The organism is Roseicyclus persicicus, assembly GCF_012395815.1.
GTDB classification, from domain to species: domain Bacteria; phylum Pseudomonadota; class Alphaproteobacteria; order Rhodobacterales; family Rhodobacteraceae; genus Roseicyclus; species Roseicyclus persicicus.
Genome location: NZ_JAAZQQ010000001.1, coordinates 466,153 through 487,265, shown reverse-complemented (window position 1 = coordinate 487,265; position 21,113 = coordinate 466,153). Strand labels below are relative to the sequence as shown.

At 71.4% G+C, this 21,113-nt stretch carries 24 protein-coding genes; 11 read left to right on the top strand and 13 right to left on the bottom strand.

The features are described from left to right. Positions 1 to 11: 11 nt before the first annotated feature. Positions 12 to 1,238, bottom strand: a complete 1,227-nt coding sequence (locus HCU73_RS02575; RefSeq protein WP_168621829.1) for an SAM-dependent methyltransferase — start codon at positions 1,236 to 1,238, stop codon at positions 12 to 14. Between the two features lie 168 nt (positions 1,239 to 1,406). Here HCU73_RS02575 and bchE point away from each other — a divergent pair, with 168 nt between their 5' ends. Together bchE and bchJ are read left to right on the top strand one after the other, a co-directional pair. Then, positions 1,407 to 3,059, top strand: coding sequence for a magnesium-protoporphyrin IX monomethyl ester anaerobic oxidative cyclase (gene bchE / locus HCU73_RS02570; protein ID WP_168621828.1), 1,653 nt, complete (start codon positions 1,407 to 1,409; stop codon positions 3,057 to 3,059). Between the two features lie 5 nt (positions 3,060 to 3,064). Next, positions 3,065 to 3,664 carry a bacteriochlorophyll 4-vinyl reductase gene (gene bchJ, locus HCU73_RS02565; RefSeq protein ID WP_168621827.1) on the top strand — a complete coding sequence of 200 codons (600 nt, stop codon included), beginning with the start codon at positions 3,065 to 3,067 and terminating at the stop codon, positions 3,662 to 3,664. Positions 3,665 to 3,781: 117 nt separating this feature from the next. Here bchJ and HCU73_RS02560 read toward each other — a convergent pair whose 3' ends face one another. The 5 genes from HCU73_RS02560 to HCU73_RS02540 all read right to left on the bottom strand — a co-directional run bounded on the left by HCU73_RS02560 (position 3,782) and on the right by HCU73_RS02540 (position 8,379). Beyond that, positions 3,782 to 4,132, bottom strand: coding sequence for a hypothetical protein (locus tag HCU73_RS02560; RefSeq protein ID WP_168621826.1), 351 nt, complete (start codon positions 4,130 to 4,132; stop codon positions 3,782 to 3,784). A 24-nt stretch (positions 4,133 to 4,156) separates the two neighbouring features. Then, on the bottom strand, positions 4,157 to 5,941 hold the full coding sequence (locus HCU73_RS02555; RefSeq protein ID WP_168621825.1) for an SLC13 family permease: 1,785 nt from the start codon (positions 5,939 to 5,941) through the stop codon (positions 4,157 to 4,159). 98 nt (positions 5,942 to 6,039) lie between these two features. Next, the gene (locus HCU73_RS02550) at positions 6,040 to 6,945 is read right to left on the bottom strand and encodes a DMT family transporter (RefSeq protein ID WP_168621824.1); all 906 of its coding nucleotides are present in this window, start codon (positions 6,943 to 6,945) and stop codon (positions 6,040 to 6,042) included. Beyond that, entirely contained in the window at positions 6,935 to 7,759 is an 825-nt protein-coding gene (locus HCU73_RS02545) for a TIGR00282 family metallophosphoesterase (protein WP_168621823.1), read from the bottom strand. Before HCU73_RS02545 ends, HCU73_RS02550 begins: the two co-directional genes overlap by 11 nt. 53 nt (positions 7,760 to 7,812) lie before the next feature. Beyond that, on the bottom strand, positions 7,813 to 8,379 hold the full coding sequence (locus HCU73_RS02540) for a 5-formyltetrahydrofolate cyclo-ligase (protein WP_168621822.1): 567 nt from the start codon (positions 8,377 to 8,379) through the stop codon (positions 7,813 to 7,815). Between the two features lie 75 nt (positions 8,380 to 8,454). Here HCU73_RS02540 and HCU73_RS02535 point away from each other — a divergent pair, with 75 nt between their 5' ends. The 9 genes from HCU73_RS02535 to HCU73_RS02495 all read left to right on the top strand — a co-directional run bounded on the left by HCU73_RS02535 (position 8,455) and on the right by HCU73_RS02495 (position 16,484). Continuing rightward, positions 8,455 to 9,066 (top strand): VOC family protein, encoded by a 612-nt coding sequence (locus tag HCU73_RS02535; protein ID WP_168621821.1) that lies wholly within the window; start codon positions 8,455 to 8,457, stop codon positions 9,064 to 9,066. Beyond that, positions 9,063 to 9,533 (top strand): GNAT family N-acetyltransferase, encoded by a 471-nt coding sequence (locus HCU73_RS02530; protein ID WP_168621820.1) that lies wholly within the window; start codon positions 9,063 to 9,065, stop codon positions 9,531 to 9,533. Before HCU73_RS02535 ends, HCU73_RS02530 begins: the two co-directional genes overlap by 4 nt. A 51-nt stretch (positions 9,534 to 9,584) precedes the next feature. Continuing rightward, the gene (locus HCU73_RS02525; RefSeq protein WP_168621819.1) at positions 9,585 to 10,292 is read left to right on the top strand and encodes a molecular chaperone DjiA; all 708 of its coding nucleotides are present in this window, start codon (positions 9,585 to 9,587) and stop codon (positions 10,290 to 10,292) included. Between the two features lie 19 nt (positions 10,293 to 10,311). Then, positions 10,312 to 11,322, top strand: coding sequence for an endonuclease/exonuclease/phosphatase family protein (locus HCU73_RS02520; protein WP_168622346.1), 1,011 nt, complete (start codon positions 10,312 to 10,314; stop codon positions 11,320 to 11,322). A 56-nt stretch (positions 11,323 to 11,378) separates the two neighbouring features. Next, positions 11,379 to 11,735, top strand: a complete 357-nt coding sequence (locus HCU73_RS02515; protein ID WP_168621818.1) for a DUF2059 domain-containing protein — start codon at positions 11,379 to 11,381, stop codon at positions 11,733 to 11,735. A gap of 252 nt (positions 11,736 to 11,987) precedes the next feature. Further along, entirely contained in the window at positions 11,988 to 13,817 is a 1,830-nt protein-coding gene (locus HCU73_RS02510) for a M3 family oligoendopeptidase (RefSeq protein WP_168621817.1), read from the top strand. A gap of 48 nt (positions 13,818 to 13,865) precedes the next feature. Continuing rightward, positions 13,866 to 14,069: a hypothetical protein gene (locus tag HCU73_RS02505; RefSeq protein ID WP_168621816.1), complete on the top strand. Its 204-nt coding sequence runs from the start codon at positions 13,866 to 13,868 to the stop codon at positions 14,067 to 14,069. 85 nt (positions 14,070 to 14,154) lie between these two features. Continuing rightward, entirely contained in the window at positions 14,155 to 15,108 is a 954-nt protein-coding gene (locus tag HCU73_RS02500) for a M28 family metallopeptidase (protein ID WP_168621815.1), read from the top strand. Positions 15,109 to 15,152: 44 nt separating this feature from the next. Beyond that, positions 15,153 to 16,484 carry an MFS transporter gene (locus tag HCU73_RS02495; protein ID WP_168621814.1) on the top strand — a complete coding sequence of 444 codons (1,332 nt, stop codon included), beginning with the start codon at positions 15,153 to 15,155 and terminating at the stop codon, positions 16,482 to 16,484. Between the two features lie 7 nt (positions 16,485 to 16,491). Here the strand turns inward: HCU73_RS02495 and HCU73_RS02490 are convergent, their stop codons facing one another. The 7 genes from HCU73_RS02490 to HCU73_RS18665 form a co-directional block, all read right to left on the bottom strand. Continuing rightward, on the bottom strand, positions 16,492 to 16,761 hold the full coding sequence (locus HCU73_RS02490) for a DksA/TraR family C4-type zinc finger protein (protein ID WP_168621813.1): 270 nt from the start codon (positions 16,759 to 16,761) through the stop codon (positions 16,492 to 16,494). Positions 16,762 to 16,824: 63 nt separating this feature from the next. Further along, positions 16,825 to 17,076, bottom strand: coding sequence for a CDGSH iron-sulfur domain-containing protein (locus HCU73_RS02485; protein ID WP_168621812.1), 252 nt, complete (start codon positions 17,074 to 17,076; stop codon positions 16,825 to 16,827). A 59-nt stretch (positions 17,077 to 17,135) separates the two neighbouring features. After that, positions 17,136 to 17,441, bottom strand: coding sequence for a DUF4389 domain-containing protein (locus HCU73_RS02480; protein WP_168621811.1), 306 nt, complete (start codon positions 17,439 to 17,441; stop codon positions 17,136 to 17,138). A gap of 2 nt (positions 17,442 to 17,443) precedes the next feature. Beyond that, positions 17,444 to 18,412: a Gfo/Idh/MocA family protein gene (locus HCU73_RS02475; RefSeq protein ID WP_168621810.1), complete on the bottom strand. Its 969-nt coding sequence runs from the start codon at positions 18,410 to 18,412 to the stop codon at positions 17,444 to 17,446. A gap of 131 nt (positions 18,413 to 18,543) precedes the next feature. Further along, positions 18,544 to 19,440, bottom strand: coding sequence for an RNA polymerase sigma factor RpoH (gene rpoH / locus HCU73_RS02470; protein WP_168621809.1), 897 nt, complete (start codon positions 19,438 to 19,440; stop codon positions 18,544 to 18,546). Positions 19,441 to 19,589: 149 nt separating this feature from the next. Continuing rightward, positions 19,590 to 20,597 (bottom strand): NosD domain-containing protein, encoded by a 1,008-nt coding sequence (locus HCU73_RS02465; RefSeq protein WP_239025421.1) that lies wholly within the window; start codon positions 20,595 to 20,597, stop codon positions 19,590 to 19,592. Further along, the gene (locus HCU73_RS18665; RefSeq protein ID WP_239025420.1) at positions 20,482 to 21,075 is read right to left on the bottom strand and encodes a right-handed parallel beta-helix repeat-containing protein; all 594 of its coding nucleotides are present in this window, start codon (positions 21,073 to 21,075) and stop codon (positions 20,482 to 20,484) included. The genes HCU73_RS02465 and HCU73_RS18665 overlap by 116 nt, the downstream gene beginning before the upstream one ends. Between the last annotated feature and the right edge of the window lie 38 nt (positions 21,076 to 21,113).

The window sequence follows — 21,113 nt, the reverse complement described above, 5'->3', positions numbered from 1 at the left end:
TGCCCCGCCGCCTATTCCGCCGCGCGCATCTGGCGCGGGGCCTCGGCCGGGTAGAGGTAGTCGCGGGTCAGCGGCACCGCATCCTGCCGGCGGGTCAGCTGGACCTGGAACACGCATTGCCGGTTGTGGCGGAAGGTGTGCTCGCAGGCCTTGAGGTAGTAGCGCCACATCCGGCAGAAGCGGGCGTCGTAGAGCGCGCGGGCGCGGTCCTCGTTGGCGGCGAAGCGGTCGTGCCAGTGGCGCAGGGTTTCGGCGTAGTGCAGGCGCCAGACCTCGATGTCGGTCGGGAAGAGGTCGGCCTGCTCGACCGCCGCGGCCACCTCGGACAGCGAGGGCACGTAGCCGCCGGGGAAGATGTACTTGCGGATCCAGGGGCTGGTCGCGCCCGGCGGCGCGGCGCGGCCGATGGTGTGGATCAGCGCGATGCCGTCGGGGCGCAGCCGCTCGCGCACGGTGTCGAAGTATTCGCGGTAGTGCGGCACGCCGACATGCTCGAACATGCCGATCGACACGATGCGGTCGAACTGGCCGGTGACGGCGCGGTAGTCGCGCAGCTCGAAGCGGACCCGGTCGGACAGGCCCGCGCGCGCCGCCCGTTCGGTGGCGACCTTGTGCTGTTCCCCGGACAGCGTCACCCCCAGCACGCGGACCCCGTAGTCCTGCGCCAGCGTCAGCGCCATGCCGCCCCAGCCGCAGCCGATCTCGAACACCTCCATGCCGGGGGAGAGGCAGAGCTTGGCGGCGATGTGGTGCTTCTTGGCGGCCTGCGCCTGTTCCAGTGTCAGGTCGGGGCGGGTGAAATAGGCGCAGGAATACTGCCGGTCGGCGTCGAGGAAGAGGTCGTAGAGCTCGCCCGACAGGTCGTAGTGATGCGCCACGTTCGCGCGCGCCCGGTGGGCGGGGTTGTACTGGTCGACCACGCGCTTCCACTTGCGCAGCCGGGCACCCCAGCGCCGCCAGCCCGCGTCCGAGGCGCGGTTGTTGCGGACGATCAGGGCGAAGAAGCCGTCGAGGTCGTCGCCCTCCAGCGTCGCGGTGCCGTCCATGTAGGCCTCGCCCAGCGCCAGCTCGGTGCTGAGCACCAGCCGCCGCGGCAGGGCGGGGTCGGTCAGCGCGAGATGCGCATCGGCCGTGGCCCCCGGCCCGTAGCGCCGCGTCGTGCCGTTCGGGTAGGTCAGGTCCAGCGCGCCCGTCACGAAGAACTGGCGCAGCATCCTGTCAAGAACTCGGTCCCACATCGCGTTTCCCCTCGCGTTTGTGGCCTGCCGAAACCTGCGGGGACCAGTTTACAGGAAATGGTTGACGATGAAAGGGGGCGGGCCCGGGGGCGGCGGGATCTTGATCTGTGTCAAGTCAAGTTGACAGGTAATGTGATCTGATGGGCTGACATATTCGGGGAGTCGCCCATGCGCATCTGTCTCATTCATCCCAACTATCATTCGGGCGGCGCGGAGATCGCGGGCAACTGGCCGCCGGCCTGGGTGGCCTATATCGCCGGTGCGCTGAAATCCGCCGGCTTCACCGACATCCACTTCATCGACGCGATGACCGACCACCTCAGCCCCGCCGACCTGCGGGTCAAGCTGGCCGAGATGCAGCCCGACGTGGTCGGCACCACGGCGATCACGCCCTCGATCTACGTGGCCGAGGAGACGCTGAAGCTGGCGTCCGAGGTGCTGCCGCGGGCGGTGACGGTGCTGGGCGGCATCCACGCGACCTTCATGTACAAGCAGGTGCTGTCCCAGGCGCCGCACATCGACGTCATCGTCCGCGGCGAGGGCGAGGAGATCATCGTCGACCTGATCCGCGCCATCGACGCCGGCCGCTGGCCCGCCGACCGCGCCGCGATCAAGGGGCTGGCCTACCGCGACGGCGACGAGATCGTGGCGACGCCGGCCGCCCCCACGGTCAAGGACATCGACGCGATCAGCCCGGACTGGTCGCTGCTGAAATGGGACCAGTACACCTATGTGCCGCTGGGCGTGAAGGTGGCGATCCCGAACATGGCGCGCGGCTGCCCCTTCACCTGTTCCTTCTGCAGCCAGTGGAAGTTCTGGCGCGACTACCGCGTGCGCGACCCGATCAAGGTGGTGGACGAGATCGAGGAGCTGGTGGTCAAGCACGGCGTGGGCTTCTTCATCCTCGCCGACGAGGAACCGACGATCAACCGGCGCAAGTTCATCCAGTTCTGCGAGGAGCTGATCAGGCGCGACCTGCCGCGGCGGGTGCAGTGGGGGATCAACACCCGCGTCACCGACATCATGCGCGACAAGGACCTGCTGCCGCTCTACCGCCGAGCGGGGCTGGTGCATGTCAGCCTCGGCACCGAGGCGGCGGCGCAGCTGAAGCTCGACCAGTTCAACAAGGAGACCAAGGTCGAGGAGAACAAGGAGGCGATCCGCCTCCTGCGCGAGGCCGACATCTTCACCGAGGCGCAGTTCATCGTGGGCCTCGACAACGAAACGCCCGAGACGCTGGAAGAAACCTACCAGATGGCCTGGGACTGGCAGCCGGACCTGGCCAACTGGGCGATGTACACGCCTTGGCCCTTCACGCCGCTGTTCCAGGAGCTGGGCGACAAGGTCGAGATCTTCGACTTCTCGAAATACAACTTCGTCACCCCGATCATGCGGCCCGCGGCGATGGACCGGGACGAGCTGCTGGACCGGGTGATGAACAACTACCGGCGGTTCTATTCCAAGAAGGCGCTGTTCCACTACCCGTGGCGCGGGACGGGCTACCGGCGGAAATACCTGCTGGGCTGTCTGAAGGCCTTCATGAAGGCGGGCTTCGCGCGGCAGTTCTACGATCTCGGCAAGGTCGATTACTGGGGGCCGCAGTCGAAGGGCAAGTTGAACTTCAACTTCGACCGGACGCGGACGATCGCGCCGGCGCAGATGGAGGACTGGCAGTCCAAGCAGGACATCGCGGCGCAGAAACGCGCGGCCAAGCTGTCGCGGACGGGCGATTTCGTGATGCCGAACGGGGCCGAGGTGAAGGCTTGCGGCGGGGGCGACCAGCAGATGGAGGAGGCCCGCACCACCGAGCCGGCGGAGTGACGGCCATGGCCCCGGTGACGGCGAAGATCGGGCCAAACGCGATCCTCCAGCTCGTGCCGGTGCTGGAGGAGGCGGGCGGCCGCGACTGGGCGGCGCATGTGATGACGATGGCCGGCGTGTTCGAGCTTCCCGACCCGGCGGGCGGGCTGATCGACGAGGCGCCGGCCGCGCGGCTGCATCAGGCGATGCGGCTGGAGATCCCCGAGGTGGCGCCGATGCTGGCGCGCGAGGCGGGCTGGCGGACGGGGGGCTACATCCTCGAGAACCGGATCCCGCAGGGCGCGCAGCGGCTGCTGAAGCTGATGCCGGCGCGGCTGTCGGCGCCGGTCCTGTCCAAGGCCGTCGCGAGGCACGCCTGGACCTTCTGCGGGTCGGGGCGGTTCCGGCTGGTGTCGGGCTGGCCGCCGGTGTTCGAGATCGCGGACAACCCGGTGGTGCGGGGGGAACGGTCTGAGGTGCCGCTGTGCCACTGGCACGCGGCGGTGTTCGAGCGGCTGTTTTCCGAGCTGTGCGGCCCGCGCTGGCGGGCGGTCGAGACGCAGTGCTGCGCGCAGGGGCACGACGCCTGCCGCTTCGAGCTGCACCGGGCGCCGCACGGGGACTGAGGGGGCGGAAAACGCGCGTTTTCCGCGCCGAAAAACTCGAGTTTTTCGGCGCGCGAAGCTGCAGCTTCGCGGGTGGGAAAACTGCAGTTTTCCCCGGTTTCCGGTGCGGAAACCGCGTCAGTCCGCGATGCGCTCGGGGGTCTGGAACAGGCGGGCGCGGCCGGTGGCGTCGGTGATCGTCACCTCGGCGACGGGCTGGACGAGCGCTTCGCCGAAGATCTCCTCAAGGACGAAGCGCAGCGGGTTGGTGCGCGGGTCGATGGCGACGGTGTAGGCGTAGTCCCACGGGCAGCCGGTCAGCCGCCCGGACCAGCCATCGCCCCCGCCGGGGCCGAGGCAGGTGGACCCGTCCGACATCGACACGGTCAGCAGGTCGCGGTCGAGCGTCACGCGCTCGGGGGTCGCGGGCCCGGTGGCGCAGGCGGCCAGCAGGGCGGGAACGGCGAGGACGGCAAGGGCACGGCGCATGGGGGCGGCCTTTCGGGTCAGGGCTCAGAGCGGCCAGATCAGCGGGATGGCCAGACAGACCACCACGCCGAGGCTCAGGTTCAGGGGAATACCGATCCGCATGAAATCGGTAAAGCGGTAGCCGCCCGGCCCGTAGACCAGCATGTTGGTCTGGTAGCCGATCGGCGTGGCGAAGGCCGCCGAGGCCGCGATCATCACCGCCACCACCAGCGGGCGCGGATCGACCCCCACCGCCTGGCCCAGCGCGATGGCGATGGGGGCCATGATGACGGCGATGGCGTTGTTCGACACCACCTCGGTCAGCGCGGTGGTCATGAAGTAGACCGCCCAGAGCAGCACCCAGGGCGGCATGTCGGCGAGGGCGGGGGCGATCTGGTTCACGATCAGCTCGACCGCGCCGGTGTGGTCGAGGGCGGCGCCCACGGCCAGCATGGCGAAGATCAGGGCCAGCAGCCGGCCCTCGACGAAGGAAAACGCCTCCTCGGCGTCGATGCAGCCGGTCAGAAGCACGATGGCCACCGCGATCACCGCCAGCACGAGGATCGGGGCCACGTTCAGCGCGGCGAGGACGACGATGGCCGCCATCGCGGCGATGGCGATGGGCGCCTTGTCGCGGCGGTAGGCGCGTTCCGAGGGCTGGGAGACGTCGACCAGCTCCATGTCGGCGGCGAAGCGTTCGATGTCGGCGGGGTCGCCTTCCAGCAGCAGCGTGTCGCCCACGCGGACCGACAGGTTGTCGAGCTGGCTGCCGATGTTCTGGTTCCGCCGGTGCACGGCCAGCGGGTAGACGCCATAGCGGCGGCGCAGCCGCAGGCTGCCCAGCGTGCGGCCGACCATGCGGGCGCCCGGGGTGATCAGCACCTCGACCGTGGTGGTGCGGACCGAGGACAGCTTGTCCACGGTCTTGAGTTCCTTGGACGCCTGCAGGCCCAGCACCTCGGCCATCTCGGTGCGCAGGACGACGCGGTCGCCGGCCTGCAGCACCACGCCCGACATGTCGCGCCGGAGCGAGGCATCGCCGCGCAGCACGTCGATCAGGCGCACGCCCTCGCGCCGGAACAGGTCGACCTCGTTCACGTTCTGCCCGATCAGCGCCGAGCCCTCGGGCACCGCGACCTCGGTGAAGAACTTGGGCTTGGCCCGCCCGCCCCCGCCCAAGAGCGCCGCCATGGAGCTGCGCTCGGGCAGGAGGTGGCGGCCGAAGACGGTCAGGTAGATCATCCCCCAGGCCACGACGACGAGGCCGATGGGCGTGATCTCGAAGATCGAGAAGGGCTCGAGCCCCTGGGTGCGGGCCACCCCGTCGACCAGCAGGTTGGTCGAGGTGCCGATCAGCGTCAGCGTGCCGCCCATGATCGCGGCATAGCTGAGCGGGATCAGCAGCTTGGAGGGCGCGAGGTTCAGGATGCGGGCGATCTGGACGAAGACCGGGATCATGATGACCACGATCGGGGTGTTGTTCATGAAGGCCGAGGCCGCCATCACCGAGGCGATCAGGGCCGCGACCGCGACGGTGGGGTTCGAGGCGGCCTTGGCCTCGGCGAACTTGGTCAGCCGGTCGAGGGAGCCGGTGCGCACCAGCGCGCCCATGACGATGAACATGGCCGCGATGGTCCAGGGCGCGGGGTTGGCCAGCACCTCGGTGGCGCGGTCGGCCGGCAACAGGCCCACGATCAGCAGGAGCGCGACGCCCCCGATGGCCACCACCTCGGTCGGCCAGCGTTCGCGCAGGAACAGGACGAACATGGCCAGCAGGATGGCGAGCGCAAGGAGGCCTTCGCCGGTCTCGGACAGGGGCAGGTCGATCATTCGGGTCCCTTCGGGCAGGCGGCCGGCAGCCGGGATGCGCGAGACCCGAGTTTAGCGATGGCGCGGGCCGCGGCAAGCGGGGTGCGGCGGCGCGGCGCTCAGGCGACGGGCACCGGCTCGGGCGGCTTGCGCGGCTGCACAAGAAACAGGCCGAGCATCATCAGGACCAGCGCCGCCCAGACCCAGGGCGAATAGGTCTCGGACAACAGGAGCTTGGCCCAGAGGATGCCGAATCCGGTGACGATGTAGGACACCTGCGCGGCGAACACCGACCCCGCCCGCGTGACCAGCCAGACATAGGCGGTGTAGGCCAGCGCATGGGCCAGCGACGAGACGACGATCGCGGCGTCGGGCGCGCCCCAGGGCGGCAGGGGCGAGATGAACTGCCCCGTCATCACCGCCAGCGGCAGGGCCAGGCCCGCGCCGACCAGCGAGGCGCCGAGCAGCACCTGCACCGCGTCCAGCCCCTCGGTGCCGTAGCGGGCGACGAAATTGCCCTCGACCGCGTAGAACAAGGGCGCGACGAGGGCGAGCGGCAGCCACCACGCCATGGCCGGGTCGGGCAGGCTGGTCTCGGGCGCGGCGATCAGCACGATGGCGCCAAGGCCGAGCGCGAGGCCCAGCAGGCGGGTGGCCGAGAAGCGGTCCATCCCCAGCGCCAGCGCGATGGGGAAGGCGAGCATCGGGATCAGGGACAGGACGATCGACAGGATGCCCGACGGCAGGTGGATCGCGGCGGTGTAGCTGGCGGAGTTCGGCAGCAGCGTGCCGATCAGCGCGATGATGGTGTAGAAGGCCAGGTGGCGCGGCGCGCGCGGCAGGCGGCCGCCGCGCGCGGCGTTGATCGCGGCCAGCAGCGCCGCGCCGAGGGCGAACTGCCAGAAGATGATGCCGAAATGCCGGTAGCCGCCGCCGACCGCGATCTTGGCCATGGGCTGGCCCAGCCCCCAGGCCGCGCCGCAGAACACCAGGATGAGGACGTAGAGCCCCCAGTCACGGCGCATCGGCGGGGCCTTCGGTCAGGAGCCGCCCGCCCTGCCGCACGGGGCGCACCAGCGTCGCGGCGCCGGTGCGGTCGTCGGTCTCGACGTAGAGGCCGGCCAGCGTGGCGGGGCCGGCCGCGGGGGTGAAGCGTTCCTTTGGCATGCCGGTGACGAATCGGCGCATCGGCTCGGCCCGGTCCATGCCGATGACGGACAGGTAGTCGCCGCACATGCCGGCGTCGGTCTGGTAGGCGGTGCCGCCGGGCAGGATCATGGCGTCGGCGGTGGGCACATGGGTGTGGGTGCCGACGACGATGCTGGCCCGCCCGTCGCAGTAGTGGCCGACGGCCATCTTTTCCGAGGTCGCCTCGGCGTGGATGTCGACGAGCGACGCCTGCACGACGCCGCCGCGGGGGTAGGTCCTGAGCACCGTGTCGAGGGCCGAGAACGGGTCGGCGAAGGGGCGCTTCATGAACACCTGCCCCAGCGCCTGCGTGACCAGCACCTTGCGCCCGTTGGTCGCGGGGAACACGCGCGCGCCGGCGCCCGGCGCGTCCTTGGCGAAGTTCAGCGGGCGCAGGATGCGCGGCTCCTGCGCGATGGCCTGCAGCATGTCACGCTGGTCGAAGGCGTGGTCGCCCAGCGTGATGCAGTCGGCACCGGCGTCGAGGATCTCGCGCGCGTGGGCCGCCGACAGGCCCGCCCCCGCGGTCGCGTTCTCGGCGTTGACCACGACGAAATCGAGGCGCCAGCCGGTGCGGAGCGTCTTGAGGGTTTCGGTGATGGCGGCGCGGCCGGAGCGGCCCATCACGTCGCCGAGGAACAGGATACGCATGGGCTTGGCCTAGCCGTGGCGGGCGGCTCCGGCAAGGCGGAAAATCGGGTGGGTCAGGGGCGCAGGACGCCCCGCTCGGTGACGATGGCATCGAGCGCCATGTCGGTCGGCTCCACCGGCAGGGCGGGGAGTTCCTGCGCGGCGAAGGCGAGGCCGATGGCGCGGACGGGGCCGGCGGCGCGCAGGCGCGCGAGCGTCCGGTCGTAGAAGCCGCCGCCGTAGCCGAGGCGGTTGCAGGCCGCGTCAAAGCCGACCAGCGGCACGATCAGGATGTCGGGGGTCAGCCAGTCGCCCTCCGACGGGATCATGGCGCCGAAGGGGCCTTCGGTCAGGGCGCAGCCGGGCGTCCACGCGCGGAAGTCGAGGGGCAGGCCCTTGCCCGCGATGACCGGGACGCAGAGGCGCGCGCCCAGTCCGTGCAGCGCGGTCATGGCGGGGACCGGGTCGAGCTCGGTGCGGATCGGCATGTAGCCCGAGATGGTGCGGCCGGCGGGCAGGCCGATCTCAGCCATCAGGTGCGCGGTGGCGGCGGCCACGGCGCCGGTCGCGGCGCGCGCGTCGAAGGCGGCCTTGCGGGCGGCATAGGCGGTCTGGCGGAGGGTGGCCTTGACGTCGGACATGGGGAGGACGGAAAACCCCTTTCGCCGCCCGGCGCAAACCCGGGGGCGACGGGTCACGGGCAGGGGGCGACAGGGATGCTGGTTCTGGATCATATCGCGGTGGCGGCCGAGCGGCTGGAGGACGGCGCGGCGGCGGTGGAACGCGCGCTGGGGCTGCCCTTGCAGCCGGGCGGGCAGCACCCGCACATGGGCACGCACAACCGGCTGATGGGGCTGGGGCCCGAGTACCTGGAGGTCATCGCCATCGACCCCGAGGGGCAGGCCCCCGCGCAGCCGCGGTGGTTCGACCTGGACAATTTCCGGGGCGCGCCACGGGCGACGACCTGGATCTGCCGCTGCGACGACCTGGAGGCGGCGCTGGCCGCGGCGCCCGAGGGGGTGGGCGTGCCCTGGTCGCTGGCGCGGGCCGACCTGCGGTGGCGGATGGCGGTGCCGAAGGACGGCAAGCTGCCCTTCGGCGGGCTGTTCCCGGCGCTGATCCAGTGGGAGGGGACGGCGCACCCGGCCCCGCGGCTGGCGCAGCTGGGGGCGCGGCTGTCGCGGCTCAGGCTGGTGTCGCCCGAGGCGGGGGCGCTCCGCGCGGCGCTGGCGCCGCTTGTCGCGGATCAGCGGATCGAGGTGGTCGAAGGGCCCGCGCCGCGGATGGAGGCGGTGATCGCCACGCACGGGGGCGAGGTGGTGCTGTGATCCGGGCTGCCGTCGCGGCGGATGCCGACGCCATCGCCGCGATCTGGAACCGGGTGATCCGCGACACCACCCAGACCTTCACCACCGAGGAGAAGGACGCGGCCGCGCTGGCCCGGCAGATGGCGACGCAGCCCTACCTCGTCGCCGGGGAGCAGGGCGCGGTGACGGGCTTCGTGACCTATTTCCAGTTCCGGGGCGGCCCGGGCTATGCCTACACGGTGGAGCACTCCGTCCACATCGCCGTGGGTGCGCGCGGGCGGGGCCTGGGCCGGGCGCTGATGGCCGCCTGCGAGGACCACGCGCGTGGGCGGGGGATGCATTCGATCATCGCGGGCGTCGCGGGCGAGAACGCCGGGGGCGCGGCCTTCCACGCCGCGCTCGGCTACCGGCAGATCGCCCGGCTGCCCGAGGTGGGGTGGAAGTTCGGCCGCTGGCACGACCTTGTGCTGATGCAGAAAATGCTGTGATCCGGGGCGGTTTCCCCTGACAAGGGGGACCGGTTTCCGGTAGGAAGGGACATGTCGCTCTGGACCCGCATACAGGAGGCCCTGGCCGCCCTTGCCAAGGGCGAGGGGCTGTCGGCGGTGTTCGACAAGCTGCGCGCCCCGCCCGAGCGCACGGTCGCCTTCACCATCGCGGTGATCGCGCTGTCGGCCAAGATGGCCAAGGCCGACGGCCGGGTGACGCGCGACGAGGTCACGGCCTTCCGGCAGGTGTTCCACGTGGCCCCCGAGGACGAGGCGGCGGCGGCGCGGGTGTTCAACCTGGCGCGCGAGGACGTGGCGGGGTTCGAGGATTACGCCGCCCGCATCGCGGCCATGTTCCGCGCGGACGGCAAGCCCTGCGGGATCGACAGCGTGCTGTGCGACCTGATGGAGGGGCTGTTCCACATCGCCACGGCGGACGGGCAGTACCACCCGGCCGAGGATGCCTTTCTGACCCGCGTGGCCGAGATCTTCGGCATGGCGGAGGGGCAGTTCCGCCGGCTGCGCGCCCGCTACGTGCCCGATGCCGCGCCCGACCCCTTCGCGGTGCTGGGCGTCAGCCCCGAGGCGCCGCTGGAGGAGATCCGCGCCGCCTGGCGGGCCGAGGTGCGCGCCACCCACCCCGACCGGATGATCGCCCGCGGCGTGCCCGAGGAGGCGGTGAAGCTGGCCGAGCGGCGGCTGGTCGCCGTCAACCGCGCCTGGGAGGAGATCGCGGCGCGGGCGGCGGCGCGGGCCTGAGGCGATGGCGGCGCGGCCCCTGAGGATCGCCACCTACAACGTCGAGTGGTTCCACGCCCTGTTCGACGACGCCGGGCGGCTGCTGAACGACAACCGCTGGTCGGCGCGGCAGAACGTGACGCGGGCGCAGCAGATCGCGGGGCTGGCGACCGTGTTCCGGGCGCTGGACGCCGACGCGGTGCTGGTGGTCGAGGCGCCCGACGTGTCGCCGCACCGGGACGGCGCCGTGGCGCTGGCCAATTTCGCGGCCCATGCCGGGATCCGGGCGCGCCGGGTCTGCATGGGGTTCGCCAACGAGACGCAGCAGGAGATCATGCTGCTCTACGACCCCGACGCGTTGACGGCGGTGCACGACCCCCTGGAGATCGGCGCGCCGCGCTTCGACCGGCCGTTCCGCATCGACCTCGACATCGACGCGACCGAGGACCTGGTGGAGTTCTCGAAGCCGCCGCTGGAGGCGCGGCTGGAAACGGCGCTGGGGCCGATCCGCCTGATCGGGGTGCACGTGAAATCCAAGGCCCCCCACGGCGCGCGCGACCCCGACCACGCGATGAAGATCGCCATCTCCAACCGGCGCAAGCAGCTGGCGCAGTGCATCTGGCTCAGGCGCCGGGTCGACGCGCACCTGGCGGCGGGCGAGGCGGTGATCCTGGCCGGCGACCTGAACGACGGCCCCGGCCTCGACGTCTACGAGGACCTGTTCGGGCGCTCGGGCGTCGAGATCGTGATGGGCTGGCACGACGGCGCGGCGGGGCTGATGTACGACCCCCACGCCGCCCGCGCGCTGGAGCGGCGGATCGTGGCCGCGCCCACCACGGCGCGGTTCTACATCGCCTCGGAGGGGCGCTACCTGTCGGCGCTGCTGGATTACGTGATGGTGTCGCCCGGCCTGCGCGCGGCGGCGCGGGGCTGGCGGGTCTGGCACCCGTTCGAGGACCCGGGCTGCTGGGAGGACGAGGGGCTGCGGACGGCGCTGCTGGCGGCGTCGGACCATTTCCCGGTGTCGGTCGACCTGGCCCCGCCGGGGTGACAGGGCGCGGGCGGCTTCCTATCTGAGACGGGGGACGCGAGACGGAGGACATGACGATGCGGAAGGTCATTCTGGTCGCGGCGCTGCTGGGCCTTGCGACGCCGGCGGCGGCACAGGAGGAGGGCGAGGGCCTGCGCGACGGGCTCGACCTGCTGGGCGAGGGGACGCGGATGATCCTCGAGGGGCTGATGGACGAGATGCGGCCCCTGCTGGAGGAGGCGCGGCCCTTCTTCGAGGAGGAGGTGCTGCCGATGATCGACCGGCTGGGCGAGCTGGTGGACGACCTGTCCTACTACGAGCTGCCCGAGCGGCTGCCGAACGGCGACATCATGATCCGGCGCGCGCCCGACGCGCCGGCCTGGGGGCAGGAGCCGCTGCCCGAGGTCGGCGAGGGGGGCGAGGTCGAGCTCTGAAGCGGGGTGCGCCCGCGGTGCAGGCGCCGGGGGCCAGCCCCGTCGCCATTGTCGCTCGGACCAATGGCGCAACAACGGCGACCCCCGGAGTATTTTTCAAGCAAAGATGAGGGGGGCGTTCTATCTGCACTGCTCGGCGCGGCGGCGGTTTCCGGCGGGAAGTTGCACGCGGTACGCGCCGTCCGGCTTGAGACCGGCGCGGGGACGGGCCATATCAGGCGGACCCGAGAGACAGCTGACGAAGGATACCCGATGCGCCTGCCCTTTCCCGCCGCCCTGCCCCGCGATGCCGCCGCCGACGCCGGGGGCCAGCCGCTGGGCGATCTGCCGGACTGGGACCTGAGCGACCTCTACGCCGCGCCGGACGCGCCGCAGCTGAAGGCCGATCTCGACTGGCTGGAGGCGGAGTGCGTGAGCTTCGCCGCGAGCTACGAGGGGAAGCTGGCCGAACTCGACACCGCGGAGATGCTGGACTGCGTGCAGCGCTACGAGCGGATCGACAGCGTGGCGGGGCGGATCATGTCCTATGCCGGCCTGCGCTACTACCAGCACACGACCGATGCGGCGCGCGCCAAGTTCATGTCGGACATGCAGGACCGGATCACGACCTACACCACGGGACTCGTGTTCTTCGGGCTGGAGTTCAACCGCATCCCCGACGCGCGCTATGCCGAGGTGTTCGGCGGCGACCCGGCGCTGGCGCGCTACAAGCCGGTGTTCGACCGGATGCGGGCGATGAAGCCCTACCAGCTGTCGGACGAGCTGGAGAAGTTCCTGCACGACCAGTCGGTGGTCGGCGCGAGCGCGTGGAACAAGCTGTTCGACGAGACCATCGCGGGGATGTCCTTCGAGGTGGACGGCGAGACCCTCGGCATCGAGGCGACGCTGAACCTGATGACCGAGCAGGCCCGCAGCCGCCGCGAGGCGGGCGCGCGGGCGCTGGCGAAGGGGTTTTCCGAGAAGCTGCCGCTCTTCGCGCGCGTCCACAACACGCTGGCCAAGGAGAAGGAGATCACCGACCGCTGGCGCAAGCTGCCCAGCCCGCAGATGGGCCGGCACCTGTCGAACCACGTCGAGCCCGAGGTGGTCGAGGCGCTGCGCAACGCGGTCGTCGCCGCCTACCCGCGGCTGTCGCACCGCTACTACCTGCTCAAGGCGAAGTGGCTGGGGCTGGAGACGCTGGAGGTCTGGGACCGCAACGCGCCCCTGCCGATGGAGGAGACGCGGCTGTTCGGCTGGGACGAGGCGCGCGCGCTGGTGACCGACGCCTACGCGGGCTTCGACCCCAGGATGGCCGAGCTGGCCGAGCCGTTCTTTACCAAGGGCTGGATCGACGCCGCCGTGAAGGAGGGCAAGGCGCCCGGAGCCTTCGCGCACCCGACCGTCGCGGACGTGCACCCCTACGTGATGCTGAACTACCTCGGGAAACCGCGGGACGTGATGACTCTGGCCCATGAGCTGGGCCATGGCGTGCACCAGCGGCTGGCGGCGGGCCAGGGGGAGCTGCTGTCCTCCACGCCGCTGACGCTGGCCGAGACGGCGAGCGTGTTCGGCGAGATGCTGACCTTCCAGAAGATGCTCAAGGACGCGCCGGACGACGCCGCGCGCAAGGTGCTGCTGGCGGGCAAGGTCGAGGACATGATCAACACGGTCGTGCGCCAGATCGCCTTCTACGACTTCGAGTGCAAGCTGCACGCCGCCCGGCGCGAGGGGGAACTGACCCCCGACGACATCAACGCGCTGTGGATGAGCGTGCAGGCCGAGAGCCTCGGGCCGGCCTTCGACTTCATGGAGGGCTACGAGACCTTCTGGGCCTACATCCCGCATTTCGTGCACTCGCCCTTCTACGTCTACGCCTATGCCTTCGGCGACGGGCTGGTGAACGCGCTCTATGCCGTCTACGCCGAGGGCGACGCGGGCTTCCAGGAGAAGTATTTCGACATGCTGCGCGCGGGCGGGTCCAAGCACCACAAGGAGCTTCTGGCACCCTTCGGCCTCGACGCCTCCGACCCGGCCTTCTGGGACAAGGGGCTGTCGATGATCGAGGGCTTCATCGACCAGCTGGAAGCGATGGAGGCATAGATCGGCCGTCTCCCCTTCGTCCGCACGGAGGACTGGCAGCGTTGGCGGATGTGGGCGCGCCGCCTGCTGGTGCGGGTGCGGCAGCGGGTGCCGCCGGGCCTGCGTCTGATCCTCGGGCTCCTGTTCATCGCGGGCGGGTTCCTGGCCATCCTGCCGGTCTTCGGGCTGTGGATGCTGCCCCTCGGCGTGGCGATCGCGGCGCTGGACGTGGTGCCCTTCGTGCGCTGGCTGCGGGGCAGGCGCCGGCGATAGGCGGTGCGACTCGGGCGCGGCTGGGGTAGTGTGTCCGCACGGCGCCGGGACGGCCGGCGCCGCCCCCCTGGCCGGAGCGCCGCCCATGCCCCTCCCCCCGATGCCGAGCCTGACCCTGACCCGCCGCGGCGTGCTGGCCGGCGCGCTGGCCAGCCTGACCCCCGGCCTCCTGCGCGCGCAGGACGACCCGGTGGCGCCGCTGGTCGCGCAGGTGTCGACCGACCGGCTGCGCGCCACGGTCGAGGCGCTGGCCGCCTTTCCCACCCGCTACACGCCGCACCCCGATTTCCCCGCTGTGGAACACTGGGTGGCCACGGCCTTCCGCGATATCGGGGTCGGGCCGCGGGCGCTGGCCTACCACCCCTTCGAGCTGGAGCCGGGCCTGATCCGCCACAACATCCTTGCCGGGGATCCCGCCGACCCGCGCGGGGTGATCTTGCTTGGCGCGCACATGGACAGCCTGTCCGAGGACCCGATGCGCCTTGCCCCCGGCGCCAACGACAACGCCACCGGCGTCGCGGCGATGATCGAGGCGCACCGGATCCTCGCCGCGGCCGACCTGCCGATCGGCATCGCCTCGGCCGCCTTCGCCGCCGAGGAACAGGACTACGCGGGGGCGGCGGCGCTGGCGGGGCTGTTCCGGGCCAAGGGCTGGCCGCTGGGGCTGATGGTGAACCTCGACATGCTCGGCCGCACCGGCCCCGAACCCGGCGCGCCGTTCTGGATCGAGGCCGACGAGGGCAACCTGCGCGCCGAGAACGATGCCGCCGCCCAGGCGGCGGGCGAGATCGCGGCCCTGATGGCGGCGCGGCACACCGATTTCACCATCGCCCGGTCCGACATCTGGAACAGCGACTACATGCCCTTCGAGGCCGAGGGCTACCCCGCCATCGGCTTCTACGACGGCGGCGCGGTCGAGGGCGACCCGGCCTACCACACCACCGGCGACACCGTGGACGGGGTCGATTTCACGCGGCTGACGCAGGCCACCCGGCTGACCGTGGCGACCGTCGCCGCCATCGCGCTGCGGGCGGTCTGACGAGGCGGCGGACAGGGCCGGGGCCGGCGTGCTAGACCGGGGGAATGTTCGCCGTCCTCGCCCATCGCGTCTACGCGCGCCTGTTCGCGGCGCAGGTCGTCGCGCTGGTCGGCACCGGGCTGATGACGGTGGCGCTGGGGCTCCTGGCCTATGACCTGGCCGGGGACCGGGCGGGGGCGGTGCTGGGCACGGCGCTGGCGATCAAGATGGTGGCCTATGTGGGCCTGTCCCCCGTCGCCGCGGCGCTGGCCGAGCGGCTGCCGCGCAAGGCGGTGCTGATCGGCGCCGACCTGATCCGCGCCGCCGTGGCGCTGGCGCTGCCCTTCATCGACGCGGTCTGGCAGGTCTACGCCCTGATCTTCGTGCTGCAGGCGGCCTCGGCCAGCTTCACCCCAGCCTTCCAGGCGGTGATCCCCGACATCCTGCCCGAGGAACGGGACTATACCCGCGCCCTGTCGCTATCGCGGCTGGCCTACGATCTCGAATCGCTGCTCAGCCCGGCGCTTGCGGGGGTTCTGCTGCTGGTCATCAGCTACCAGGGCCTGTTCGCGGGGACGGTGCTGGGCTTTCTCGGCTCGGCGCTGCTGGTGGCGGGCACCGCGCTGCCGGCGCGGGCGGGGGCTGAGGCGCGGCGGGGCTTTGGCGACCGGCTCACGCGGGGGGTGCGGATCTACCTCGCCACGCCGCGGCTGCGGGGGCTCCTGGCCCTGAACCTGACGGCGGCGGCGGCGGGGGCCTTCGTGATCGTGAACACGGTGGTGATCGTGCGGGCGGGCTACGGGCTGGGCGAGGCCGAGGTGGCGGTCGCGCTGGCGGCCTTCGGGGGCGGGTCGATGCTGGCGGCGCTGGCCCTGCCGCGGCTGCTCGACACGCTGCCCGACCGGGGCGTGATGCTGGCCGCGGCGGCGGGGCTGGCGGCGCTCAGCCTCGGGCTTGCCGCCGCGATGCTGGGGACGGGCCCCCTGCCCTGGGCCGTGCTGCTGGCCGGCTGGGCGGGGATGGGGCTGGCCTATTCCGCGATCCTGACGCCGTCGGGGCGGCTTCTCCGGCGGTCGTCGCACGCCGAGGACCGGCCGGCGCTGTTCGCCGCGCAGTTCGCGCTCAGCCATGCCTGCTGGCTGGTGACCTACCCGCTGGCCGGCTGGGCCGGGGGCCTGCTGGGGATGGGCGGCACGCTCCTGGTGCTGGGCGGGGTCGGCGCGGGGGGCGTGGTCGCGGCGCTGCGGCTCTGGCCCGCGGGCGACCCGCAAGAGGTGGCCCACGACCACCCCGACCTGCCCGGCGACCACCCGCACCTGCGCGACCACGGCGGCCGGCGGCACCGGCACGTCTTCGTCATCGACGACGAGCACCGCAGCTGGCCGACCCACGGCTAGGCGGGCGTCACTTGAGCTGGCTGTCCTTGGAGCCGCGCCGGTTGATGCCGCCCCGGGCCACGGGGCGTGCGTCGCGCGCGGCGGCGCAGTCGCGGCACAGCTTGACGCCGGGGATGGCCTGCCGCCGCGCCTCGGGGATCGGCTCCTCGCAGTCGGCGCAGTGGGTCAGGCCGTCGCCCACGGGCGCGGGCCGGGCCTTGAGGCGGGCAAGCTCGTCCTGGATCGAAGCCTCGATCTGGTCGCCCACCGCCCCGTCGCGCGTCCATCCGCCGGCCATGCCGAACCCCTCCCTGACGCCCGCCAGACTACGCCCGCGGGGCCACGGGGGGCAAGCGCGGGGTCAGAGCCGGTTGTGCGACCCGTCGCAGAACGGCGCCTTGGCGCTGGCCTTGCAGCCGCAGAAGAACAGCTTCCCGTCCTTGTCCGCCGTGTGCTTGACCGGGGACAGGCCGGTGCCCTTGTGCGAGCCGTCGCAGAAGGGCTGCGACTTGGACCGGCCGCAGGCGCACCAGAAATAGGTCTTGCCCTCGGTCACCTCGATCGGGAACGGGGCTTTCTGGGCAACGATGGGCTGTGCGGCGTCGTCGGACATCGGGCGGGCTCCTCTGGCTGGCTGTGTCAGGCCCAGACATGGCCCGCCGCGTGACGCTGTCAATCGAGGTCGGTCCAGGGCCAGGGCTTCACCTCGGAGGCGGCCGACTGGTAGCGCGCGGCCTTGGCCATCCAGATGCCGAGATCGGTGCCGAAATCGGCAAGCCGCTGGTTCCGCTGCCCGGTGTTGACCAGCATGATGACGAACTGGATCACGGTGATGAGGGTCAGCACGGTCTGGCTGAGGCTCAGCATGATCGCGATGATCACCATGTAGAGCAGCCGCATCGCCATGCCGTCCTTGCCGGCCTCGGGCTGGTCGCCGTGCAGCCGCCCGTTCACGCGGTCGTCGTCGTTGCGGTCCATCGTTACGCCTCCAGTCGGTCGAACACCGCGTCGATCGCGGCCTGGGTGCCGCGCGCGGCCTCCAGAGGATAGGGGAAGGGCGCGCCGTCGAGAAGGGTCGCGGCCACGGCCTCGACCTGCAGCGCGTATTGCCGCGCCTCGGGGAAGGAGTAGGTCAGCGTCGGCTGCCCGTCGCGGACCAGCACCAGGTCGGCCTGCCCGTACTGCCCCGCGTTGAAGGGCGCGGTCACGGTCAGGCGGCCGGCGTCGCCGGCGAAGACCATCGCCTGGTAGCGCGTCGTGCGCATCGAGACGTGGAAGGAAAACCGCACCTCCCCCGCCCGCGCCTGCACCCAGGCCGAGGTGTCGACGCCGCCCTCGCGGATCGCGTCGGCCCACTGGATCTCGGGCTCGAGCCCGGTGGCGAAGCGGAAGGCGCCGATGGGGTAGACCCCCACGTCGCGCAGCGCGCCACCGGCCAGGTCGGGCGACAGGCGGATGTTCGACGGGTCGGCAAGGCCGTAGGTGAACACACCGGTGACCGTGTGCAGCCGGCCCAGCGCGCCGTCCGCGATCAGGTCGCGCACCTTGGCCCATTGCGGGTGATGGGCGGGCATCCACGCCTCGGCGATCAGGCGGCCGGTCCTGTCGCGGGTCTCGATCAGGCGGTCGAAGTCCGAGGCCTGCAGCGCGATGGGTTTCTCGCAGAGCACCGCCTTGCCGGCCTCGGCGGCGCGGATCGACCAGTCGACGTGGAGCGCGTTCGGCAGCGGGATGTAGACCGCGTCGATGGCGGGGTCGGCCAGCAGCGCGTCGTAGCTGTCGTGCACGGCCAGCCCCGGCGCGATGGCGGCGAAGGGCGCCGCCTTGGCCGCGTCGCGGGTGGCCAGCGCCACCAGCGCCGAGCGCCGCGCCTCGGTGATCGCGGGGGCCATGGTCTTTCGCGCGAAGCCCGCGGCACCCAGGATGCCCCAGCGGATATGGTCGGTCATCGCCCCTCTCCCGTCGGTCGGTCGCGGCCACCGTGTTAGCGGTAACGCACCCCGTCGGGCAACCGGAAACGCGAACCGGCGCGGCCGATGTCGCGGCCGCGCCGGTGGGGGCGTTCGGGGGATGGGCCGCGTCAGGCGGTCGCCATCATCCCGTGTTCGCGGGCCAGCTCGCGCATCCGCTTCTGCAGCTTCTCGAAGGCGCGCACCTCGATCTGGCGGATGCGTTCGCGGCTGACGTTGTAGACCGACGACAGGTCCTCGAGCGTCACCGGCTCGTCCTGCAGGCGGCGCTGGGTGAGGATGTCGCGCTCGCGCTCGTTCAGCACGGCCATCGCCTCTTCCATCAGGGCGATGCGCTGGGTGTACTCGTCGCGCTCGGCGTATTGCGAGGCCTGGTCGGCGTCCTCGTCCTCGAGCCAGTCCTGCCACTGGGTCGAGCTGTCGTCCTCCGACCCGACGGTGGCGTTGAGCGACGCGTCGCCGCCCGACAGCCGCCGGTTCATCGAGATCACCTCGTCCTCGGTCACGCCGAGGTCATGGGCGATGCGCGCGACGTTCTCGGGGCGCAGGTCGCCCTCCTCCAGCGCGCCGATGCGGGCCTTGGCCTTGCGCAGGTTGAAGAACAGCTTCTTCTGCGCGCTGGTGGTGCCGAGCTTCACGAGGCTCCAGGACCGCAGGATGTATTCCTGGATCGCGGCGCGGATCCACCACATCGCGTAGGTCGCGAGGCGAAAGCCCTTTTCCGGGTCGAAGCGCTTGACCGCCTGCATCAGGCCGACGTTCGCCTCGGAAATCACCTCGGCCTGCGGCAGGCCGTAGCCGCGGTAGCCCATGGCGATCTTGGCGGCGAGGCGCAGGTGCGAGGTGACGAGGCGATGCGCCGCCTCGGTGTCCTGGTCCTCGACCCAGCGCTTGGCCAGCATGTATTCCTCTTCGGGTTCCAGCATCGGGAACTTCCGAATTTCCTGAAGGTAGCGGTTCAGGCCCTGTTCCGGCGACGGTGCCGGGAGATTGGCGTAAGTGGACATCGGTCAAGACCCCCTGTCAGGCTCCTTTGATCCATATGTAAAGTCGATTAACTTTTCGTCAAGAGCCGAAGTGAACTGTTGGGTTCAGTTATCCCGCAGACCGCGGCGCGGCGCAAAGCACGATCCGGTGATCCGGTTGTCATCACCCATCATCGCCCGAGCGCCGCGGACAGACCGGCGGCACTCAGCGGAAACCGATCCACCGCGCTGCCGCCGGGGATCGGGCGCGGCACCTCGCCGATGCCGTCGCCGTCGCGGTCGACGAAGCCCTCGGCCGGCTCGTCGAACAGCCCGTGCCGATTGCCATGGGTGCCGTCGTCCCAGGCCGTCGCGCCGACCTGCTGCTGGGCGACCATCATCTGCGCCATCTGCAGCGCGATGGCCGGGTTGTCGTAGACCATGCGCATCTCCTCGGGCCAGGGCATCAGCGGGATCTGGGCCGCGATCTCCTCGGCCGAGAGGAGCCGTCCGGCACCGTCGAAGGCGTCGGTGCCGTTGCCGGCCAGATCGTTCAGCCAGATCCGGTTGCCGTCCGACCGCCCCAGCCCCATCCAGAGCCAGCCGTCGACGGACAGGCCATGCCCGGCGTGACCGCTCACCGTGTTTCCGGTCACCTCGTTGCCGATGGCCGAGGACAGGACGATGCCGTGGGCGTTGCCGGTCACCCGGTTGTCCGCGACGCGGTTGCGGTGCGCGATGTCGATCAGGATGCCGATGGCGCGGTTGTCGTGCACGTCGTTGCCGGTGACCCGGTTCTCCTCGGGAAAACAGTAGAGCAGGATGCCGCTGCCGGTGGTCTCGAAGGGGGTTGCCGGCGCCTGACCCAGCGTCTCGGCCCAGAAGGCCGCCTCGGCGGCATCGGGCACGCGCCCGATCCCGGTGCCGGTGACGGTGTTGCCGGCGACCGTCACGCCGCGGACGTGATAGTGCATCCGGACGCCCGCGTTGGCATTGCCGGTCAGGGTGTTGTCGAGGATGCGGTGGTCGACCGCCGGCACGCCCGCGGCCAGCAGCGCCGCCACCTGCTGCGTCCAGGCCGGGTCATGGACCAGCGGCGCCAGAACCCGGTCGCTGTCGCCGAAGATCGCGTCGACCAGAACGCCGATCCGGTTGCCGTCGATGGCATTGCCCGAGACCTCGTGCCCCGCGCCGCCCATCAGCATGACGCCGTCGCGCTGGTTGCCCGAGATGCGCGAGCCTGAGCACGGTGCCTTCGCCGCCGCGCAGCAGGATGCCCCAGGCGTTTCCGGTGACAGTGAGGCCGGACAGCCGCGCCCGGTCGCCCTCCACCCGCAGGCCGGCGGGGCCCCAAGCCTGCCAGTAGTCGCCCGCCGCGGCCGAGCCGGTCACGGCCAGCCCCTCGACCTGCACGTCATCGGCGAGGATGGTCAGCACCGTGCCCGCGCCCGCACCGTCCAGTTCCGCCGCACCCGACGCCCGCAGCGTCAGGGGCCGGTCGATCACGAAATTGCCCCTGTGGCTGCCCGTGAGCAGGATCTCGGCCCCAGCGGGCGCCACCGCCAGCGCCTCGGCCAGCGTCGCCGGATCGGGGTCGAGGCCCAGCACGTCCACCGTTTGCGCCGCCGTCGCGGCGGCCGTCACCGCGGCCAGCGCCAGCCCGAGACATACCCGCATCGCCCTTGCTCCTCCCGAGATCCCGGCAGGGCCGAGGC

Excerpts from the sequence above, each read along its gene's own strand:
- HCU73_RS02490 (WP_168621813.1), bottom strand. The coding sequence starts at position 16,761 with ATGGCCGGCGGATGGACGCGCGACGGGGCGGTGGGCGACCAGATCGAG.
- HCU73_RS02495 (WP_168621814.1), top strand. The coding sequence starts at position 15,153 with ATGTTCGCCGTCCTCGCCCATCGCGTCTACGCGCGCCTGTTCGCGGCG.
- HCU73_RS02575 (WP_168621829.1), bottom strand. The coding sequence starts at position 1,238 with ATGTGGGACCGAGTTCTTGACAGGATGCTGCGCCAGTTCTTCGTGACG.
- HCU73_RS02475 (WP_168621810.1), bottom strand. The coding sequence starts at position 18,412 with ATGACCGACCATATCCGCTGGGGCATCCTGGGTGCCGCGGGCTTCGCG.
- HCU73_RS02545 (WP_168621823.1), bottom strand. The coding sequence starts at position 7,759 with ATGCGTATCCTGTTCCTCGGCGACGTGATGGGCCGCTCCGGCCGCGCC.
- HCU73_RS02485 (WP_168621812.1), bottom strand. The coding sequence starts at position 17,076 with ATGTCCGACGACGCCGCACAGCCCATCGTTGCCCAGAAAGCCCCGTTC.
- HCU73_RS02480 (WP_168621811.1), bottom strand. The coding sequence starts at position 17,441 with ATGGACCGCAACGACGACGACCGCGTGAACGGGCGGCTGCACGGCGAC.
- HCU73_RS02540 (WP_168621822.1), bottom strand. The coding sequence starts at position 8,379 with ATGTCCGACGTCAAGGCCACCCTCCGCCAGACCGCCTATGCCGCCCGC.
- HCU73_RS02560 (WP_168621826.1), bottom strand. The coding sequence starts at position 4,132 with ATGCGCCGTGCCCTTGCCGTCCTCGCCGTTCCCGCCCTGCTGGCCGCC.
- HCU73_RS02510 (WP_168621817.1), top strand. The coding sequence starts at position 11,988 with ATGCGCCTGCCCTTTCCCGCCGCCCTGCCCCGCGATGCCGCCGCCGAC.
- HCU73_RS02525 (WP_168621819.1), top strand. The coding sequence starts at position 9,585 with ATGTCGCTCTGGACCCGCATACAGGAGGCCCTGGCCGCCCTTGCCAAG.
- rpoH (WP_168621809.1), bottom strand. The coding sequence starts at position 19,440 with ATGTCCACTTACGCCAATCTCCCGGCACCGTCGCCGGAACAGGGCCTG.
- HCU73_RS02550 (WP_168621824.1), bottom strand. The coding sequence starts at position 6,945 with ATGCGCCGTGACTGGGGGCTCTACGTCCTCATCCTGGTGTTCTGCGGC.
- HCU73_RS02505 (WP_168621816.1), top strand. The coding sequence starts at position 13,866 with ATGTGGGCGCGCCGCCTGCTGGTGCGGGTGCGGCAGCGGGTGCCGCCG.
- bchJ (WP_168621827.1), top strand. The coding sequence starts at position 3,065 with ATGGCCCCGGTGACGGCGAAGATCGGGCCAAACGCGATCCTCCAGCTC.
- HCU73_RS02555 (WP_168621825.1), bottom strand. The coding sequence starts at position 5,941 with ATGATCGACCTGCCCCTGTCCGAGACCGGCGAAGGCCTCCTTGCGCTC.
- HCU73_RS02535 (WP_168621821.1), top strand. The coding sequence starts at position 8,455 with ATGCTGGTTCTGGATCATATCGCGGTGGCGGCCGAGCGGCTGGAGGAC.
- HCU73_RS02465 (WP_239025421.1), bottom strand. The coding sequence starts at position 20,597 with ATGGGCGGCGCGGGGCACGAGGTCTCGGGCAATGCCATCGACGGCAAC.
- bchE (WP_168621828.1), top strand. The coding sequence starts at position 1,407 with ATGCGCATCTGTCTCATTCATCCCAACTATCATTCGGGCGGCGCGGAG.
- HCU73_RS18665 (WP_239025420.1), bottom strand. The coding sequence starts at position 21,075 with ATGCGGGTATGTCTCGGGCTGGCGCTGGCCGCGGTGACGGCCGCCGCG.
- HCU73_RS02515 (WP_168621818.1), top strand. The coding sequence starts at position 11,379 with ATGCGGAAGGTCATTCTGGTCGCGGCGCTGCTGGGCCTTGCGACGCCG.
- HCU73_RS02500 (WP_168621815.1), top strand. The coding sequence starts at position 14,155 with ATGCCCCTCCCCCCGATGCCGAGCCTGACCCTGACCCGCCGCGGCGTG.